Below are 18,143 nucleotides of genomic sequence, written 5' to 3' on the forward strand. Positions count from 1 at the left end.
TTCGGTGCACCGACGAGCGAAGGACCCAGCCATGACCGATCCCCACACGCCCCTCGACGCCAAGGAGGCGTCCGCACTCATCGAGTCCGGCGTCGGCCGGCGCGGACTGCTGCTCGCAGCGGCCGCGATGGGTGTCGGCTCCACCATCGCGGCGACCTCAACAACGACCGCCGCTGCGCATCCCCGATCGAAGGGATCATTTTACGAGGGCGTGCTCCAGCCCGGAAAGGGCCGCATCCGCGGCGACCACTACCTACCGTCCCGCACCGGCGACGTGCTGTGGGGATATGTCCCGACGGTGCACGCCGCGCCGGCGATGTCGATGCGTTCGGGGCAGACGGTGACCATCGACTCGGTCTCCCACGAGGGGATTCTCGAGGATCAGGGCCGCGACCCGGTCTCGTGGCTGGGCGGCCACGGCGTCAAGAAGCGCGACGTGCTCACCGACGCCATCGATATCGCCGCGAACTATCGGCGCACGACACGAAGCTTCGACGTCGACGGCCCGCACGTGGTGACCGGACCGATCCGGGTCAAGGGCGCCAAGCCGGGAGATGTCCTCAAGGTGGAGACCCTCGACCTGCGCGCCCGTGTACCCTACGGCGTGGTCTCCAGCCGACACGGCAAGGGTGCGCTCGCGATCACACCCGCCGGCGAGGCCCCAGCGGGGATCAGCATGGGCGAGGTGATGCCGCCGCACGCGACGGACAACCGCTCCTCCGGCATCCCTACCGACTACGGCAACGTGTCAGTGTTCACCTCGGTCGAGGGGAAGCACGGCGTGATGAGGTCTGGTCGTCGCAAGCTCCGCTTCCCCGTCAACCCGTTCTTCGGGATGATGGGGGTCGCATACTCCGAGGCCCCCGGCCTGACCGACCCGAGCGCCAACTCGATCCCGCCGACCCTCGGCGGCGGCAACATCGACATCCGCCACCTCGGCGCCGGCTCCACTTTCTACCTCCCGGTGGTCGCCGACGGCGCGCTGTTCTACGTCGGCGACCCCCACCACGCGATGGGTGACGGCGAAGTGGCGCTGACGGCGATGGAGGGTTCGCTGCGCGGCACGTTCCGGTTGACGGTGTGCAAGAAGGGCTCGGGAGACGCACCGAAGGTTGCCTTCCGCTATCCGTTCGCCGAGACCGCCACCGACTGGATCGCGATCGGTCTCTCGGACCCGAACGGCAGCATCGACGGCCAAGGTAGCGACCTGAACATCGCCATGCGAAGGGCCGTCGTGAACGCGCTCGACTTCCTGGAGCAGGACAAGGGGCTGAACCGCGCCGTTGCCTATGCGTACCTGTCGGCCGCGGCCAACTTCTCCGTCACCCAGGTCGTCGATCGGACCACCGGCGTCCACGGCCTGATCCGCAAGAGGGACCTGGCCTGATCCACAAGAGGGACCTGGCCTGACACGTAACCGACAGCGGCCCGACGAGATGCTCCTGCTCGCGTTCCGCGACAAGAGGTAAGCCGGCGAGTCGCGAAGGCATCCGAGTCGAGCCGCGGCCCTGACGACGCCAAACCGCTGGTGGTTCCACCCGATGTGGGGGAATCACCAGCGGTCAAGAAGGCTCAGCGCGGTCCGCGCATGGCCAAAGGCCAGACGATCAGCTGCAGCCGCTGGTCGAGCCGCAGCCCTCGCAGACGTAGCAGCTGCCCGACGGGCGCATCTTCGTGCCGCACGTCATGCAGAGCGGCGCGTCGACCTCCGCGACACCGAGAGCCTCCATCAGCTCAGCCGTGGTGTGGGCGTCAAGCAGCGAGGGCTGACGGGCGCCGTCGACCTTGAAGTCGTCCCCGGCGTCATTGCGGAGCTGGTCCGCCTCCGGCATCGCGGCCTCGTCCTCCTCGGACAGGTAGGAGCCGGTCTCCACGTAACGGGCGCGCTCCGCGGCCGTGTAGATGCCGAGCTCGGCACGGTCGTCGAAGCTCAGGTAGTCCAGCGCGAGACGGCGGAAGATGTAGTCCATGAAGGACTGCGCGATGCGGATGTCCGGGTCGTCGGTCATGCCGGCGGGCTCGAACTTCAGGTTGGTGAACTTCTGCACGAAGCTCTCCAGCGGCACACCGTACTGCAGGCCGATCGACACCGCGATCGAGAACGCATCCATCACGCCGGCGAGGGTCGACCCCTGCTTGCCGAGCTTCAGGAACACCTCGCCGAGGCGGCCGTCGTTGTATGCGCCCGACGTCATGTAGCCCTCAGCGCCGCTCACCGCGAAGCTCGTGGTACGCGACATGCGCGACTTCGGCAGCCGCTCGCGCTTCGGGCGGTAGACGATCTTCTCGACGACCTCGGTCGCCACCGGCGCGGCCTTCTCGGCCTTCTTCTTGCCGTCGGACAGCGGTTGACCGACCTTGCAGTTGTCGCGGTAGACCGCGAGCGCCTTCAGTCCGAGCTTCCAGCCCTGCAGGTAGACGTCCTCGATCTCCTCGATGGTGGCCGACTCGGGAAGGTTCACCGTCTTCGAGATGGCGCCGGAGAGGAACGGCTGCACCGCGGCCATCATCCGGACGTGGCCCATTGGCTTGATGGCGCGCTGGCCCATGGCGGTGTCGAAGACCTCGTAGTGCTCCGCTGCGAGGCCGGGCGCACCGACGACGTGGCCGTGCGTGCTGATGAACTCCACGATGGCGTCGATCTGCTCCGAGCTGTAGCCCAGGCGCTTCAGAGCACGCGGGATCGTCTGGTTGACGATCTGCATCGAGCCACCACCGACCAGCTTCTTGAATTTGACCAGCGAGAAGTCCGGCTCGACGCCGGTGGTGTCGCAGTCCATCATGAAGCCGATGGTGCCGGTGGGCGCGAGCACCGACGCCTGCGCGTTGCGGAAGCCGTTCTTGGCACCGAGCGCGACGACACGGTCCCACTCGCGAGTGGCGACGGAGTGCAGGGCACGATCGTCGGCGAGAACGCGGAGGTTGTCATTGGCCGACTGGTGCTTGCGCATGACCCGCTGGTGGGCCTCGGCGTTGACCGCGTAGCCGTTGTACGGGCCGACGACGGCAGCCAGCTCCGCGCTGCGACGGTAGGAGGCGCCCGTCATGATCGCGGTGATCGCGGCGGCGGTGGAGCGGCCGCCATCCGTGTCGTACCCCTTGCCCATGGCCATGAGCAGAGCGCCAAGGTTGGCGTAGCCGATGCCCAGCTGGCGGAAGTTGCGCGTGGTCTCGCCGATCGACTCGGTCGGGAAGTCCGCGAAGCAGATCGAGATGTCCATCGCGGTGATGATCAGCTCGACAGCCTTGACGAACAACTCGCCGTCGAACGAGCCGTCAGGACGCAGGAACTTCAGCAGGTTAAGCGAGGCCAGGTTGCACGACGAGTTGTCGAGACTCATGTACTCGGAGCAGGGGTTCGACGCCGTGATCGGGCCGGTCACCGGGTTGGTGTGCCAGTCATTGATGGTGTCGTTGTACTGGATGCCGGGATCCGCGCACTCCCACGCGGCCTTCGCGATCCGGGTGAACAGCGAACGGGCGTCGATCTCCTCGATCACCGAGCCGTCCTGGCGGGCGCGCAGGCCGAAGGGGCGACCTGCCTCCACAGCCTCCATGAACTCGTCGGTGACCCGGACCGAGTTGTTCGCGTTCTGGTACTGCACGGAGACGATGTCCTTGCCGCCCAGGTCCATGTCGAAGCCGGCGTCGCGGAGCGCGCGGATCTTGTCCTCCTCGCGCGCCTTGGTGTCCACGAACTCCTCGATGTCCGGGTGGTCGACATCGAGCACGACCATCTTGGCCGCGCGGCGGGTCGCCCCACCCGACTTGATGGTGCCGGCCGAGGCGTCGGCGCCACGCATGAACGAGACGGGGCCGGAGGCGGTGCCACCGGAGCTGAGCAGTTCCTTCGAGGAACGGATCCGGGAAAGGTTCAGGCCGGCGCCGGAGCCGCCCTTGAAGATGAAGCCCTCCTCCTTGTACCAGTTGAGGATCGAGTCCATCGAGTCATCGACCGAGAGGATGAAGCAGGCGCTGACCTGCTGCGGCGAGGGGGTGCCGACGTTGAACCACACGGGAGAGTTGAAGGAGAAGTACTGGTTGAGGAGCATCCAGGTGAGCTCGTGCTCGAAGATCTCGGCGTCGTCGTCGGTGGCGAAGTAGCCGTACTCGCTGCCGGCAGCCGTATAAGTCTTGACGACGCGATCGATCAGGGTGCGAAGGCTGCTCTCGCGCCGCTCGGTACCCAGAGCTCCGCGGAAGTACTTGGTGGTGACGATCGTCGACGCGTTGACGCTCCAGCTGGAGGGGAACTCGACGCCCTTCTGCTCGAAGACGGTCTCGCCGGTCTTCCAGTTGGTCTGGACGACATCGCGGCGCTCCCACTCCACCTCGTCGTAGGGATGCACCCCCTTCTTCGTGAAGACGCGGTCGATGACGAGCCCTCGGGCGTCGCTGTCGGAACCTGCCTTGCGGCGTGTCGCACGAGTTGCGGTCGCGGTCATAACTATCCCCTCTTCGGTGTTTCCTGGAATCTTGTGGCTGTGTCAGCCGATGAGTGGCTCTTGCGCCGAGCCTAGCTCCGGCTCCGGAACGGGCCGGCGGCTCCTGGCGCCGACCTCGATCCGGATGGTGTCGATCTCCCGCTGGAAGTCATCGATCGACTGGTAGTTCTTGTAGACGCTGGCGAACCGCAGATAGGCGACGGCGTCGAGTTCCTCGAGCGGACCGAGGATGGCCACCCCGATCTGCTCGGCGGGGATCTCCGCCTGCCCGGACGCCCGGAGGGAGTCCTCGACCCGCTGCGCCAGCGACGCGAGCTGGGCCGGGGTGACCGGCCGACCCTTGCATGCCTTGAAGACGCCTCGAATGACCTTCTCGCGGCTGAACGCCTCCACCACGCCGGAACGCTTGACCACGGTCAGGACAATCTGCTCGACAGTGGTGAACTTGCGCTCACACGCCGGACACAGTCGCCTGCGGCGAATGGCCGAGCCGTCTTCCGTGGCACGCGAGTCCGACACCTTGGTGTCGCCGTGCCGGCAGAAGGGGCAATGCATGAGGCATCCTGTCGCGTTGGTCCCGTGGGCGAGTCGCGTCGGCGTCGACCCCCGAAATTACTATCTGTTGGGGATGCAGCGCCTCTGCTCTACTAGATATGGGATATTACGCATGCGGCGCGTACAACACCAAAACGACACGCCGACACGGGAACCTCAAATGCACGAACGCCCGACGCCTTCCCGGGGAGCCCGGCGACAGTACCTCAGGGGTGGTCGACGTGGGCCCACGCAGGGTGCCCGGCGACATACTCCCGCGCGGGGTCCGGGTGTGCCATCGCGGCGATCTGCGGGACGCACACGGCGACTCCGAACACGGCGATGACACCCACGGCGGCGACTTTCAGGCGCAGCCCCCACTGGACGGGCTGCGGCGACGGGGCGACCACGCAGGACGACGCCTTCCCGACCCGGCCCGCCGCGACGCTCCGCTGCGGGTGAGCGACCGGAGTCTTCGACGCGGGGCGGCGGGACGGCGAGACGGCAACACGGCGTCCGCCCGAGCGAACGACCTCCGAGTGAGTAGCGACGGTCATGACAACCTCCCATGTAACCTAGAACGCCTGTTCGATTCATACTGTAGCCCCATCCGGGCCACGAATCAAACGCTTGTTCGAGATGCATTTTCTCGCACCGCTTTCTGCGGCGCACATCACACTCCACCAGGGGGGTCTGACAATTTTCCCGAGGGCACCGAATGCGCCTCACGCCGGTCGCGCGACACACCCGTCATATCGAACACCTGTTCCGGCTCTCGGGTAGGATCAATGTATGGCTGAAGACACCCCCATCAAGCGGCGCGGACGCGGCCGCCCGTCCAACGAGGACATCGCTGCGGAGCTCGGCAGCGTGACGCAGTTCGCCGCAACGGGGGCCACAGGCCTCACTCCGCGCCAGATAAAGATCCTGCTGGTGATTCGCGAGGCGATGGAGGCCGATGGCTACCCGCCGAGCATCCGCGACATCGCGCAGCGAGCGGGGCTGGCGTCGACGTCGTCCGTCTCCCATCAGCTGAAGGTGCTGGAGGAGAAGGGTTTCCTCCGACGCGACCCGAACCGCCCGCGTGCCCTCGTGGTGACGCTGCCCGAGGAGCTGGGACAGAGGTCGATGGACTCGGAGCAGAGCTACGACGCGGCGCCGAAGGCGGTCACCGCACCGCTCGTCGGCCGGATCGCCGCCGGCGGCCCCATCCTCGCCACCCAGCAAATCGAGGACGTGTTCGCGCTCCCCCGCCAGCTCGTGGGAGACGGTGAGATCTTCATGCTGGAGGTCCGCGGCGACTCGATGATCGAGGCAGCCATCTGCGACGGCGACTGGGTGGTCGTGCGCCGCCAGCCGGACGCGGTCAACGGCGACATCGTCGCCGCGCTGCTCGATGACGAGGCAACGGTCAAGACGTTCAGCCGCAACGACGGAAAGGTCTGGCTGCTCCCCCACAACGAGCGCTACACGCCCATAGACGGCACCTACGCCTCCATCATGGGCAAGGTCGTCGCTGTGCTGCGCAAGCTGTAGCCCTTTCGACTCGCGCCCGGCCCTTCGGGCGGGAGCGCGGCTCAAGGAACGCTATTCGGCGCCGCGGAGGCGGCGGAGGGCCTGGACGGCGACATCTCCGTCGGTTGTCATCCAGAAATCCGGCAGCGACGCGCGAAGGTAGGAACCGTAGCGGGCGGTCGCCAACCGCGGGTCGAGCATCGCGACGACGCCCTTGTCCTCGGCGCGGCGAATCAGCCGCCCCGCGCCCTGAGCGAGGAGCAGCGCAGCGTGCGTCGCGGCCACGGTCATGAACCCGTTGCCGCCGGCATCGTCGACGGCCTTCTTGCGCGCCTGCATGAGCGGGTCGTCGGGCCGCGGAAAGGGAATCTTGTCAACGATCACGAGCTGGCAGGTCTCGCCGGGTACGTCGACGCCCTGCCACAGCGAGAGGGTGCCGAAAAGAGAGGCTGAGGGGTTGGCCGTGAACCGTGCCGTGAGCTCGCTCAGCTGCGCGTCGCCCTGGCACAGGATGGTCAGGTGCGGCAACTCGCGGCGGCAGTGCTCCGCCGCCTGCTCCGCGGCGCGACGCGACGCGAACAGCCCGAGCGTGCGGCCGTCGGCGGCCCACATCAGCTGAGCGATCTCCGCGAGCGTCGCCTCGGTTAGCCCGTCCCTGCCGGGCGGCGGAAGTCGACGCGCCACGTAGAGGATGCCCTGCCTGCGGTAGTCGAACGGCGAGCCGACGTCGAGCCCGCGCCAGGAGAACTCGTCGCGCGGCTCGTCCTCGCCCTCAACCTTGTCCGCACGCCCAAGTCCGACGGTCGCGGCGGCCGGCTCGAACTCCCCACCGAGCGTGAGCGTCGCCGAGGTCAACACCGTCGGCGTCTCCGCGAAAACCTCGGAGCGCAGCAGCCCGGACACGTTCAACGGGGCCACATACGCGGCGCGCCCCGTGATGTCGGAGTGGGTCACCCACACGACGTCGACCTCGGCGAGCTTGGCGATCCGCTCAGCCACGTCGAACACCTCCTTGACCGCCGACGCGGCCTGCTGGCGGTCGGGTTCATCCGCGGACGTGCCCAGCGCGCTGACGACGCGGCGGGCAACGTCGCGCAGTTGCGCGGCGGCGTACGGCAGCGGCGCCGAGGCTTGGGTGATCCGCGCCAGATCCGACTCGTCCAGCGCCGCGCGGAGCACGTCGGCCTGGCCGAGGAAGTCGGTGCCGAGGTCGTCGTCGAGCCAGTCGAGGACGCGGCGCGCCGTGCGCTCGACCATCCCTGGGGTCAGCTCGTCGGTGGCGGCCGTGGTGATCCGGCTGACCAACTCGTGCGCCTCGTCGACGATCAGCGCCTCATGCTCCGGGAGCGCAGTACCGCCATGCATCGTATTGATGGCGAGCAACGCGTGGTTGGTGACGACCAGTTGGGCGCCCCTGGCGCGTTCGCGCGACTCCTCGACGAAGCACTCGGTGCCGAACGGACACCTCGTGACACCGAGGCATTCGCGCGTCGGGATCGACACCTGGGCCCATCCTCTGGCCGTGTGCGACGGCGCGTCATCGCGATCTGCAAGGCCCCGGCGTTCGGCCTCCTCCTCGACCCATTCGCGCAGCGCGAGGACCTCGGCGCCCAGCTTGCTGACGTCGTCGCCCTTCGCCGTGGCGGCCGCGCCGGCGAGGGCGGCGCTGCCGATCAGGGAGTCCTGGTCGGCGCGCTCGCCCTGGCGGGCGCGGTAGAGGCAGGCGTAGTTGGTGCGCCCCTTCAGGATGGCCGCCTTGGGGCGGGTCCCGGTGACCGCCTCGACGGCGTCGAGCGCCGTCGGGATGTCCTTCGTCGCGAGCTGGGCCTGCAGCGCGAGGGTCGCCGTCGCCACGATCACCCGGGAGTCCGTCTCGACGCAGCGCGCGAGCGCGGGCGCCAGGTAGCCGAGCGACTTGCCCGTTCCCGTGCCCGCCTGCACGAGCAGATGCGGGCCGCCCTCCAACGTGGCGGCGACGGCGTCGGCCATCGCCTGCTGACCGGGACGGGCCTCGCCGTGGATTTCGCCGACGGCAGCGGCGAGGATCCGGCGGTGATCAGCCACGGACGAACGCCGCGAGCTCGTCCGCCAGGTCCGGCCGCACGCGCGCGGAGACGAGGGTGCCCTCGCCGGTGTGTTCGAGGGAGTCGATCTGTCCGGTCTTGTGGATCCGGTCCACCAGGTCGCCCCGGCCGTAGGGAACGAGCGCCGTGACGGCGACCTCTGGACGCGGCAGCCGTTCCGCGAGGACCTCCCGCAGCTCCTCGATCCCTTCGCCCGTGCGCGCCGATACCACGACAGCGCCAGGGTGAGAGCCCCGCAGCGCGAGGATGGTGCCCTCGTCAGCGAGGTCCGCCTTGTTCAGCACCAGTAGCTCCGGAACCGACCCCGCGTCGATGTCGGCGAGCACAGTCCGCACGGCGGCGATCTGCCCCTCAGGATCTGGATCGGAGGCGTCCACGACGTGCACGAGCAGGTCCGCCAGCGCGGACTCCTCCAGCGTCGAGCGGAAGGCCTCGACCAGGTCGTGCGGGAGGTGCCGGACGAAGCCGACGGTGTCGGTCAGCGTGTACACGCGGCCGTCTGCGGTCTCGGTACGCCGCGTCGTCGGGTCAAGGGTGGCGAACAGTGCGTCCTCGACGAGAACGCCCGCGCCCGTGAGCCGGTTCAGCAGCGAGGACTTGCCCGCGTTGGTGTAGCCGACGATGGCGACCGACGGCACCTGGTTACGGCGCCGTTCCGCGCGCTTCCCCTCACGTGTTGCGTCCATCTCGCGCAGCTTCCTGCGCAGGATCGCGATCCGGGAGTGGATCCGACGGCGGTCTGTCTCGATCTTCGTCTCGCCGGGCCCGCGTCCGCCGATGCCCGCGCCGCCAGCCGCACGGCCACCGGCCTGGCGCGACAGGTTGCCGCCCCAGCCGCGGAGCCGCTGCTTCAAGTACTGGAGCTGGGCCAGCTCGACCTGCGCCTTTCCCTCGGCGCTCTTGGCGTGCTGCGCGAAGATATCGAGGATCAGCGCCGTGCGGTCGACGACCTTCACCTTGATCCGGTCCTCGAGGTTGCGTAGCTGCGCGGGCTCGAGTTCGCCGTCGCAAATGACGGTATCCGCACCCGTGGCCCGGACGACCTCCGCCACCTCCTCCACCTTGCCGCTGCCGACGTACGTCGACGGGTCCGGATGGTTGCGGCGCTGAACGAGGGTGTCCAACACCTCGGAGCCGGCCGTCTCCGCCAGGAGCTTCAGTTCGGCCATCGCATTGTCGGCGTCCTCCTGCGTGCCGGAGGTCCAGACACTGACAAGCACCACGCGTTCCAGGCGGAGCTGGCGGTACTCGACCTCGGTGACGTCCTCGAGTTCCGTGCGCATGCCAGAGACCCGCCGCAGCGAGTGCCGGGCGGCGAGGTCGGCTTGGTCGCCGTCGTAGTCGGAGAGTTCTTCGTCGATCAGGTCTTCAGTCATCGTCAGACCATTCTCCCAGGCCACCCCACGCTGACCAAGCGGCCTCGCCAGGGTTGTGGATAAGTGGCGGTCAGATCCAGAACTCGCCCCGGCCGACGATGACCGCCGGACCAGTGAGGCGCGCGTTGTCTCCGTCGAACTCGACCGTCAGCTCCCCTCCGGGAACCGTGACCGTGACAGGCTCCTCGTGACCCGACACTGCACGGTAGGCCGCCGCGGAGGCGACGACCCCCGTGCCGCAACTGCGGGTCTCCCCTACGCCGCGCTCGTAAACCCGCATGGAGAGCGCACCCGGGCCGTCGACATGAATGAACTCGACGTTGACGCCGCCCGGATAGGCCGATCCCGGCGCCCAGACCGGCGCGATGCTCAGGTCGAGCCCCGCCAAGACGTCGTCGACGACGAACACGACCGCGTGGGGGTTGCCGACGTCGACCTTCGTGGCAGGCCAGCTCCGCCCGCCCAGCGTCACGGTGATCTCCTCGTCGGAGATGCCCGCGTGGCCGATGTCCGTGGAGATCAGCCCGAACCTTGCCACCTCGACATGCTTCACGCCGGCCCTGGTGGCGACGTCGAAGGACCCGCTGTCGACCAGCTGCTCGTTGATCAGGTGCCGCGCGAACACACGCAGGCCGTTGCCGCACATCTCCGCGACGGAACCGTCGGCGTTGTAGTAGTCCATGAACCACAGGTTGGGCTCGCCGTCCCAGTCCCGAACGCTGCTGGCCCGCACGACACGGAGCACGCCGTCGGCGCCGATGCCCGCGCGCCGGTCGCAGAGCATCTGGATGAACTCGGGATGCATGTCGTGCATGCCGTAGGAGTCATCGACGATGATGAAGTCGTTCTGGGTGCCGTGCCCCTTGTGAAAGCTGTACCTCCGCATACCGCTGGCCTCCTCAACGCGTGGACTCCAGTCTAGTGGTGCGCTTCCCGCGTTGGGGCGGGGGCTAGGAGATGCCCACCGCGGAGGCCAGGATGCGCTCGACGTTGGCGGGGTCGCCCGCCGGCAGCCAGACGATGCGGGGGTCCCTGCGGTACCAGCCGAGCTGCTTGCGGAAGAAGGTCCGGGTGGCGCGTTTCACCGCTGTCTTGGCATCCTCCTCGGTGCACGTGCCGTCCAGGAACTCCACCACCTGCCGGTACCCGATGGCCCGCACCGCCGTCGCGCCGTCGCGGAGGCCCCTGCCCAGCAGGTCTCGGACCTCGTCCACGATGCCGTCTCGCCACATCTGGTCCACCCGCGCGTCGATCCTGGTGTCCAGTTCCGCCCGGTCGAGCTCGAGGCCGAACTGGTGGACGTCGTCCAACTCGTACGTCCACTCCGGGACCGACGGCGCGTGGCCGCCCGTGAGCTCCAGCACCTCGAGCGCCCGCACCGTGCGGCGGCCGTTGCCCGGCTCGATCTTCGCAGCGGACTCCGGGGCCACCTCTGCCAAACGCTCGTGCAACGCACGAGCGCCGAGACGCTCCAGTTCTGCCTCCCAGCGCTCACGGACCTCGGGATCCGACCCGGGGAAGTCGAAACGATCGACGATCGCGCGGGTGTAGAGCGCCGAACCACCCACGAGGATGGGCACGACGCCGCGCGAGCGCAGCCCAGCGATGACGTCGCGCGCGAGCCCCTGGAACTCGGCGACGGAGGCCCGCTCGGTGACGTCGGCGATGTCGATCAGGTGATGCGGCACGCCCGCGCGGTCGGCCGGCGTCGGTTTCGCCGTACCGATGTCCATGCCGCGGTACACCAGCATCGAGTCCGCGTTGACCACCTCCGCCGGGCGGCCGCGGGCGCCCAGCCCCAGCGCGAGGTCGACGGCGAGCCGCGACTTTCCGGTCGCGGTCGGGCCGACGAGGACGATCAGGGGCTGCGGCACGGCACCAGTCTGCCAGTCGAGGGGGCCTCTACCCCGCGAGGTGGTCTTCCCGGATTTCGGCCGAGGGTGCATGATTGGCGCAACTGTCCCCGAGAGAGAGGAGCAATCAATGGGAGTCTTCGACAGTATCAGCGACGCCGCGAAGGAGCATGAGGCCGAGATCGAGGAGGGCATCGAGAAGGTCGGTGACTTCATCGACGAGAAGACCGGCGGCAAGTTCGCCGATCAGGTTGACAAGGTCCAGGACCTGGCCAACGAGGGCCTCGACAAGATCACCGGCGGCGCCTTGTAGCTGAAGAGACGGCCGTCGGTCCCGTCCCTATGCGGGGCGCCCGACGGTGGGGATGCCCAAGCCGACCCCGGTCGGCTTGGGCATTTCCTTTGCCGCCTGCCAGGCATCGCCGCCGCGGGTGCGACGCAGGTCTCGCAGCGGCGCGTCGGAGTTGAGATGGTGCGGAGCGGCGTGCGTGACGGTCACCGTCGCGAGGTCGCCCGGGCGGGGACGCAGTTCGGGGTCCTCGGGCACCGCGACGTGCACGAGGCGGTTGTCGCGGGCGCGGCCGCTCATCCGGTTCGTTGCCTGGTCCTTGCGGCCCTCCCCCGTGGCGAACATGACCTCGACGTCGCGGCCCTCGAAGGCGAGGTTCTCCGCGTAGGCGAGCTCGCCGACAAGATCGATCAGTCGCTCGTAGCGCTCCTGGACGATCTGCTTCGGCACCTGGTTCGGCATGGTGGCCGCGGGCGTGCCCGGCCGGATGGAGTACTGGAACGTGAAGGCCGCGGAGAAGCGCGATCGCCGCACGACGTCCATGGTCGCCAGGAAGTCCTCCTCGGTCTCGCCGGGAAAGCCGACGATGATGTCGGTGGTGATCGCGGCCTCGGGCATCGCCTGGCGGACGCGGTCGAGGATGCCGAGGAAGCGCTCGGAGCGGTAGGAGCGACGCATCGCCTTTAGGATCTGATCGGAGCCCGACTGCAGTGGCATGTGCAGTTGCGGCATCACGTTCGGGGTCTCCGCCATGGCCGCGATGACGTCGTCGGTGAAGTCCTTCGGGTGCGGAGAGGTGAACCGGACGCGCTCCAGACCCTCGATGTCGCCGCAGGCGCGCAGCAGCTTCGCGAACGCCTGACGGTCGCCGAACTCGACGCCGTACGCGTTGACATTCTGGCCGAGCAGCGTGATCTCCTGCACGCCCTGCGCCACCAGCATCTCGATCTCGGCCAGGATGTCGCCGGGCCGCCGGTCGGCCTCCTTGCCGCGAAGGGCGGGCACGATGCAGAACGTGCAGGTGTTGTTGCAGCCGACGCTGACCGAGACCCACGCGGAGTAGGCCGACTCGCGCCTGCTCGGCAGGTTGCTCGGGAAGGTCTCGAGCGCCTCCTTGATCTCGATCTGCGCCTCGTCCTCGATCCGCGCGCGCTCCAGGAGCCGCGGAAGGGCGCCCACATTGTGGGTGCCGAACACGACGTCGACCCACGGCGCCTTCTTCAGGATGGTGTCGCGGTCCTTCTGCGCCATGCAGCCACCGACGGCGATCTGGAGACCCGGGTGCGACGCCTTGATGCTGGCCATATGGCCCAGGTTTCCGTAGAGCCTGTTGTCGGCGTTCTCCCGCACCGCGCACGTGTTGAACACGACGACGTCGGCCCCGGCGCCCAGGGCATCGCTGGCCGCGGGATCGACGCGGGTCAGCCCCGAGCCTTCGAGCAGGCCGCTGATCCGCTCGGAGTCGTGGACGTTCATCTGACACCCGTAGGTGATCACGTGGTAGGTGCGCGCGTCAGTCATAGCTCGCCCATGCTAACGGGCCGCCCGCCGCCGCCCAATATCCGGGACCTCCGCGCGCGAACGCGACGCAATGTCTCGCGGTCTGTCGCGCCCAAAGGTGCGGATCAGGACGCGGCGTCAGGCGGGATGAGTGACAAGGCGGAGAAGGGAGTCATAGCGGGGCACTACGTCGACCGACGACAACGACGTCAATCGCCCGCATGGCGCCGCGTATCCGCGCATCTAGGGTGCGACGGGCCACTAGGCTCGCCACATGACGATTCTTCCCACCGGTCAGCAGTTCCTCATCGAGTCCGGGCGTTACGCCGCCGTCGTGACCGAGGTGGGCGCGAGCCTGCGCAGCCTCACGGTCGACGGCACCGAGACCCTCTACACCTTCACGGAGGATCAGCCCGGCGGGTCGAAGGGTCGGCAGCTGGTGCCCTGGCCCAACCGGATCCGCGACGGGCGCTACACCTACGACGGCGTGACCAGGCAGCTGCCCGTGAACGAGATCGCCCGCAACAACGCGCTGCACGGTCTCGCCCAGGGCGCTGCCTGGGATCTCGTGCGGCACACGCCCGACGAGGTCGTCCTCTCCACCGTCCTCTACCCGCAGCAGGGATGGGACTGGGTGCTCGAGGTCACCATCGGGCACCGCCTCGACCACGACGGGCTCACCGTGACCGTCGAGGCGAAGAACCTGGGTGCCGGCACCGCGCCCTACGGCTACGGCACCCACCCGTACGTCCTCGCCGACGTCGCGACGACCCGGCTGACGCTTCCCTTCTCCGAGGAGCTGCTCGTCGATCCCGAGCGCCTGCTGCCGATCGAGGTGGCCCCCGTCACCCCCGAGCACGACTTCCGCGAGCCGCGTTCCATCGGCGACACGTTCTTCGACACCGCGCTCACCGGCGCGCCCGTCGACTGGGAAGTCGTTCTGGGGCTCGGCGACAAGACCCTCGCGTTCTGGGCCGACGAGACGCTGCCCTGGGTTCAGGTTTACACCACCCCGGAGCGCGACGCGGTCGCCGTCGAGCCCATGACCTGCGGCCCGGACGCCTTCAACGAGGGCCCGACGCGCGCAGGCCTGATCACGCTCGAGCCGGGCGCCTCGACCCGCTCCGTGTGGGGAATCCGCGCCAGCTGATCTACGTCAGTGTGCGGTCTCGGTGGCGCGAGACTCCCGCACCACCGTGATCCGGATCTGCCCCGGGTAGCTGAGCTTTGCCTCGACCTCGCGCGCGATCTCGCGCGCGAGCACTTGGGCGGCGGCATCGTCGATGGCCTCGGGTGAGACCATGACGCGCACCTCCCGGCCGGCCTGCATGGCGTAGGCCCGCTGCACACCCTCGTGCGCCGTCGCCATCCGCTCGAGCTTTTCCATCCGCTCGACGTAGGCCTCCAGCGACTCGCGGCGGGCACCCGGGCGGGATCCGGAGATCGCATCCGCGGCCTGCGTGAGGATGGCCTCGACGGTGCGCGGTTCGACCTCGTTGTGGTGGGCCTCGACGGCGTGAACGATGTCCTCGTGCTCGCCGTGGCGGCGCAGCAGCTCAGCGCCGATGAGGGCGTGTGGTCCCTCCACCTCGTGGGTCAACGCCTTGCCGATGTCGTGCAGGAACGCGGCGCGCTTGCAGACGGCGACGTCGAGGCCGAGTTCCGCGGCCATGACGCCTGCCAGGTGCGCGCACTCGACGAGATGGCGCAGCACGTTCTGGCCGTAGGACGTCCGGTAGGCAAGCGCGCCGAGCGTCGGGATGAGGTCCGGATGCAGGTCCGCGATACCCACCTCGAGCAGCGCGTCCTCGGCGGCGCGCACGATCCGGTCGTGGATCTGGCGCTCGCTGCGCTCGTAGACCTCCTCGATGCGCGCCGGGTGGATGCGCCCGTCCGTGACGAGGTCGACGAGCGTGAGCCGGGCGACCTCTCGGCGCACCGGGTCGAAGCTGGAGAGGAGCACGGACTCGGGCGTGTCGTCGATCAGCAGGTTGACGCCGGTGATCTGCTCGAAGGCGCGGATGTTGCGGCCCTCGCGACCGATGATGCGGCCCTTCATGTCGTCACTCGGGAGGTGAACGGTGCTCACGACGGACTCGCTCGTCTGCTCGGCCGCGATCCGCTGGATGGCGGTCACGACGATCGAGCGAGCGACGCGGTCCGCGTCGCGCTTGGCCGTGGTCTCGATGGTGCGGGCGAGCTGCGCGGCGCTGAGCTTCGCCTGCCGCTCCGCCTCGGCGATGATCTCGCGCTTGGCGTCCGCGACCGTGAGCCCCGCGACCCGCTCGAGTTCCTGCGCGACGCTCTCGCGTTCCTCTCGAAGCTGGTCGCGGGCCTCCCGCTGCTGGGTCCGCTGCGTCTCCAGCCGCTGGGCCTTGGCCGCGACCCCTTCGGCGTCTGCGGCAACCCTGTCCTCCCGCTCGTGCAGCCTCTCGGCCCTGCGCTCCTGGGCGGCACGTTCTTCGCGGAGTTCGGCGCGTTGCGACGCGATGGAAGCCTCCATCTCGCGGCGCCGACGCTCGACGTCGGCCATCTCCTCCTTGGCCCGGGCCTCCGCCTGGGCGAGGACACGCTCCGCGTCCGCGCGCAGCGTGACGGCTGCGGCCTGAGCGGACTCTCGCGCCGATGCGATGTCCGCCCGCGACCGTTTCTCCCACTTGGCGCGATCCTCCGCGGAACGCGTCGACGCGCGGCGCAGCAGCACGCCGAGAACGACGACTCCAACCAACGCAATGGCGGCTAACACCCATCCGACCTCGGGCACGGTGCCTCCTCATGGCATATCGCTCGGCCACAAGGCCCTGCCACGATGGCGACGGCTCGCTCCCCCGCCGAGGGGCGGGGTCTGAAAAGTGCACGCCGACCAGTGGCGCGATGAATCGTTCAGACGGCGGCGGACCGCCGGTTTGTCATGTCGAAGTCGTTTGGCCGGGGGGCCGGCCGGGTTTCATGCAGGGTCTGTGACCTTGGCCCTGAGCCTATTGGTCGCCCTCGGGAAACTCAACAACATCACTCAGCGCGTCGGCGAGGGCGGCGGAGACGACGCTCGGCGAGTAGCCCCGCCGCGCGAGGACACCCGCCAGCCGACGGCGTGCGACGTGCGGTTCAAGCCCCGCAAGAGACCGGGCCCTGCGTCGCGCGAGCGCGAGCGCACCCTCTAACTCCGCATCGGGGTCCAGATCAGCTAGCGCTGCCTCGGCCACCTCGCGGTCGACACCCTTCTCCCGCAGCTCCTGACGAATGCGCGCACGGCCCCGATGGCTGTGGGTGACACGCGAGGTGGTCAGTGCCTCGGCGAAGGCCGCGTCGTCGACAAGGCCCACCTCCGTAAGCCGCGCGATCACCTCATCCGCCACGTCCGGTGGGGTGCGGCGCCGCAGCAGTCCCGCCCGCAGCTCGTGCGCCGACCTTTGCCTGGCCGTCAGGAGATCCAGCGCGATGGTGCGGGCCACGTCGAGTTGCGTGACCCACTCCCTCTCCTGCTCAGAAGTCAACTTCGCCGGTCTCCGGGTTGATCCCCTCCGGCACGTCCTCCTTGTCGATGCCGAGGTGCAGGCGGATGCGCCGCTCGATCTCCTCAGCCACGTCAGGATTGTTGCGAAGGAAGTTGCGGGCATTCTCCTTGCCCTGGCCCAGCTGGTCCGACTCGTAGGTGAACCACGCGCCCGCCTTGCGGATGATGCCGGCATCCACGCCCATGTCGATCAGAGAGCCCTCGCGCGAGATGCCCGCGCCGTAGATGATGTCGAACTCGGCCTGCTTGAAGGGCGGGGCCACCTTGTTCTTGACGACCTTGACGCGGGTGCGGTTGCCCACCATCTCCGTGCCGTCCTTCAGCGTCTCGATGCGGCGCACGTCGAGCCGGACCGAGGAGTAGAACTTGAGCGCGCGGCCGCCGGTGGTGGTCTCCGGGCTGCCGAACATGACACCGATCTTCTCTCGCAGCTGGTTGATGAAGATGGCGGTGGTGTTCGACGTCTTCAGCGCGCCGGTCATCTTGCGCAGCGCCTGGCTCATGAGGCGGGCCTGCAGGCCGACATGGGAGTCGCCCATCTCGCCCTCGATCTCCGCGCGCGGCGTGAGAGCGGCTACAGAGTCGATGACGATGAGAGTGAGCGCGCCGGAACGCACAAGGGTGTCCGCGATCTCCAGCGCCTGCTCGCCGTTGTCCGGCTGCGAGACCAGCAACTCATCGGTGTTGACTCCCAGCTTCTGTGCGTAGTCCGGGTCGAGCGCGTGCTCGGCATCGATGAAGGCGCAGATGCCGCCCTCGCGCTGCGCATTGGCGATGGCGTGCAGCGCCACCGTCGTCTTGCCGCTGGACTCGGGGCCGTAGATCTCGACGACGCGCCCGCGAGGCAGGCCGCCGATGCCGAGAGCGACGTCCAGCGCCACCGACCCCGTGGGGATCACGTCCATGGGCTGCCGGGAGTCCTCGCCCAGCCGCATGACCGAGCCCTTCCCGTGGGCCTTCTCGATCTGCGCGAGTGCGGCCTCGAGCGCCTTGCTGCGGTCTGCAACTGCCATTGTTCTTTCCTCTCCTGGGC

At 68.6% G+C, this 18,143-nt stretch carries 15 protein-coding genes; 4 read left to right on the forward strand and 11 right to left on the reverse strand.

The features are described 5' to 3' along the window. The first annotated feature begins 31 nt into the window (after positions 1-31). Positions 32-1,387, forward strand: a complete 1,356-nt coding sequence (locus tag IPJ61_RS10120; RefSeq protein ID WP_297106523.1) for an acetamidase/formamidase family protein — start codon at positions 32-34, stop codon at positions 1,385-1,387. 220 nt (positions 1,388-1,607) lie between these two features. Here IPJ61_RS10120 and IPJ61_RS10125 read toward each other — a convergent pair whose 3' ends face one another. The 3 genes from IPJ61_RS10125 to IPJ61_RS10135 all read right to left on the reverse strand — a co-directional run bounded on the left by IPJ61_RS10125 (position 1,608) and on the right by IPJ61_RS10135 (position 5,536). Next, complete coding sequence (locus IPJ61_RS10125; RefSeq protein WP_297106526.1) at positions 1,608-4,445, reverse strand: vitamin B12-dependent ribonucleotide reductase; 2,838 nt, start codon at positions 4,443-4,445, stop codon at positions 1,608-1,610. A gap of 42 nt (positions 4,446-4,487) precedes the next feature. Next, complete coding sequence (gene nrdR, locus IPJ61_RS10130; RefSeq protein ID WP_297106528.1) at positions 4,488-5,000, reverse strand: transcriptional regulator NrdR; 513 nt, start codon at positions 4,998-5,000, stop codon at positions 4,488-4,490. Between the two features lie 206 nt (positions 5,001-5,206). Further along, on the reverse strand, positions 5,207-5,536 hold the full coding sequence (locus IPJ61_RS10135) for a hypothetical protein (protein ID WP_297106533.1): 330 nt from the start codon (positions 5,534-5,536) through the stop codon (positions 5,207-5,209). A 235-nt stretch (positions 5,537-5,771) separates the two neighbouring features. Here IPJ61_RS10135 and lexA point away from each other — a divergent pair, with 235 nt between their 5' ends. Continuing rightward, on the forward strand, positions 5,772-6,515 hold the full coding sequence (gene lexA / locus IPJ61_RS10140; protein WP_297106536.1) for a transcriptional repressor LexA: 744 nt from the start codon (positions 5,772-5,774) through the stop codon (positions 6,513-6,515). Between the two features lie 51 nt (positions 6,516-6,566). On the opposite strand, the gene IPJ61_RS10145 is transcribed toward lexA, so the two are convergent. The 4 genes from IPJ61_RS10145 to miaA form a co-directional block, all read right to left on the reverse strand. After that, positions 6,567-8,483 (reverse strand): ATP-dependent DNA helicase, encoded by a 1,917-nt coding sequence (locus IPJ61_RS10145; protein WP_459251296.1) that lies wholly within the window; start codon positions 8,481-8,483, stop codon positions 6,567-6,569. A 67-nt stretch (positions 8,484-8,550) separates the two neighbouring features. After that, entirely contained in the window at positions 8,551-9,954 is a 1,404-nt protein-coding gene (hflX, locus tag IPJ61_RS10150) for a GTPase HflX (protein WP_297106541.1), read from the reverse strand. A gap of 70 nt (positions 9,955-10,024) precedes the next feature. After that, the gene (dapF, locus tag IPJ61_RS10155; RefSeq protein WP_297106543.1) at positions 10,025-10,840 is read right to left on the reverse strand and encodes a diaminopimelate epimerase; all 816 of its coding nucleotides are present in this window, start codon (positions 10,838-10,840) and stop codon (positions 10,025-10,027) included. A gap of 64 nt (positions 10,841-10,904) precedes the next feature. Next, positions 10,905-11,828 carry a tRNA (adenosine(37)-N6)-dimethylallyltransferase MiaA gene (miaA, locus tag IPJ61_RS10160; protein ID WP_297106546.1) on the reverse strand — a complete coding sequence of 308 codons (924 nt, stop codon included), beginning with the start codon at positions 11,826-11,828 and terminating at the stop codon, positions 10,905-10,907. Between the two features lie 109 nt (positions 11,829-11,937). On the opposite strand from miaA, the gene IPJ61_RS10165 reads away from it, so the two are divergent. Beyond that, positions 11,938-12,120: an antitoxin gene (locus IPJ61_RS10165; RefSeq protein WP_297106550.1), complete on the forward strand. Its 183-nt coding sequence runs from the start codon at positions 11,938-11,940 to the stop codon at positions 12,118-12,120. A gap of 27 nt (positions 12,121-12,147) precedes the next feature. Here the strand turns inward: IPJ61_RS10165 and miaB are convergent, their stop codons facing one another. Continuing rightward, entirely contained in the window at positions 12,148-13,617 is a 1,470-nt protein-coding gene (miaB, locus tag IPJ61_RS10170) for a tRNA (N6-isopentenyl adenosine(37)-C2)-methylthiotransferase MiaB (RefSeq protein ID WP_297106554.1), read from the reverse strand. A gap of 253 nt (positions 13,618-13,870) precedes the next feature. Between miaB and IPJ61_RS10175 the strand changes: the two genes are divergently transcribed. Further along, positions 13,871-14,746, forward strand: a complete 876-nt coding sequence (locus IPJ61_RS10175) for an aldose 1-epimerase family protein (RefSeq protein WP_297106557.1) — start codon at positions 13,871-13,873, stop codon at positions 14,744-14,746. A 6-nt stretch (positions 14,747-14,752) separates the two neighbouring features. Here the strand turns inward: IPJ61_RS10175 and rny are convergent, their stop codons facing one another. The 3 genes from rny to recA all read right to left on the reverse strand — a co-directional run bounded on the left by rny (position 14,753) and on the right by recA (position 18,123). Further along, positions 14,753-16,360 carry a ribonuclease Y gene (rny, locus tag IPJ61_RS10180; RefSeq protein WP_297106560.1) on the reverse strand — a complete coding sequence of 536 codons (1,608 nt, stop codon included), beginning with the start codon at positions 16,358-16,360 and terminating at the stop codon, positions 14,753-14,755. Between the two features lie 214 nt (positions 16,361-16,574). Beyond that, positions 16,575-17,090, reverse strand: coding sequence for a regulatory protein RecX (locus tag IPJ61_RS10185; protein WP_297106564.1), 516 nt, complete (start codon positions 17,088-17,090; stop codon positions 16,575-16,577). Further along, positions 17,080-18,123: a recombinase RecA gene (gene recA / locus IPJ61_RS10190; RefSeq protein WP_297106567.1), complete on the reverse strand. Its 1,044-nt coding sequence runs from the start codon at positions 18,121-18,123 to the stop codon at positions 17,080-17,082. Before recA ends, IPJ61_RS10185 begins: the two co-directional genes overlap by 11 nt. Between the last annotated feature and the right edge of the window lie 20 nt (positions 18,124-18,143).

The sequence above is a fragment of the Tessaracoccus sp. genome (assembly GCF_016714275.1).
Lineage (GTDB): Bacteria > Actinomycetota > Actinomycetes > Propionibacteriales > Propionibacteriaceae > Arachnia.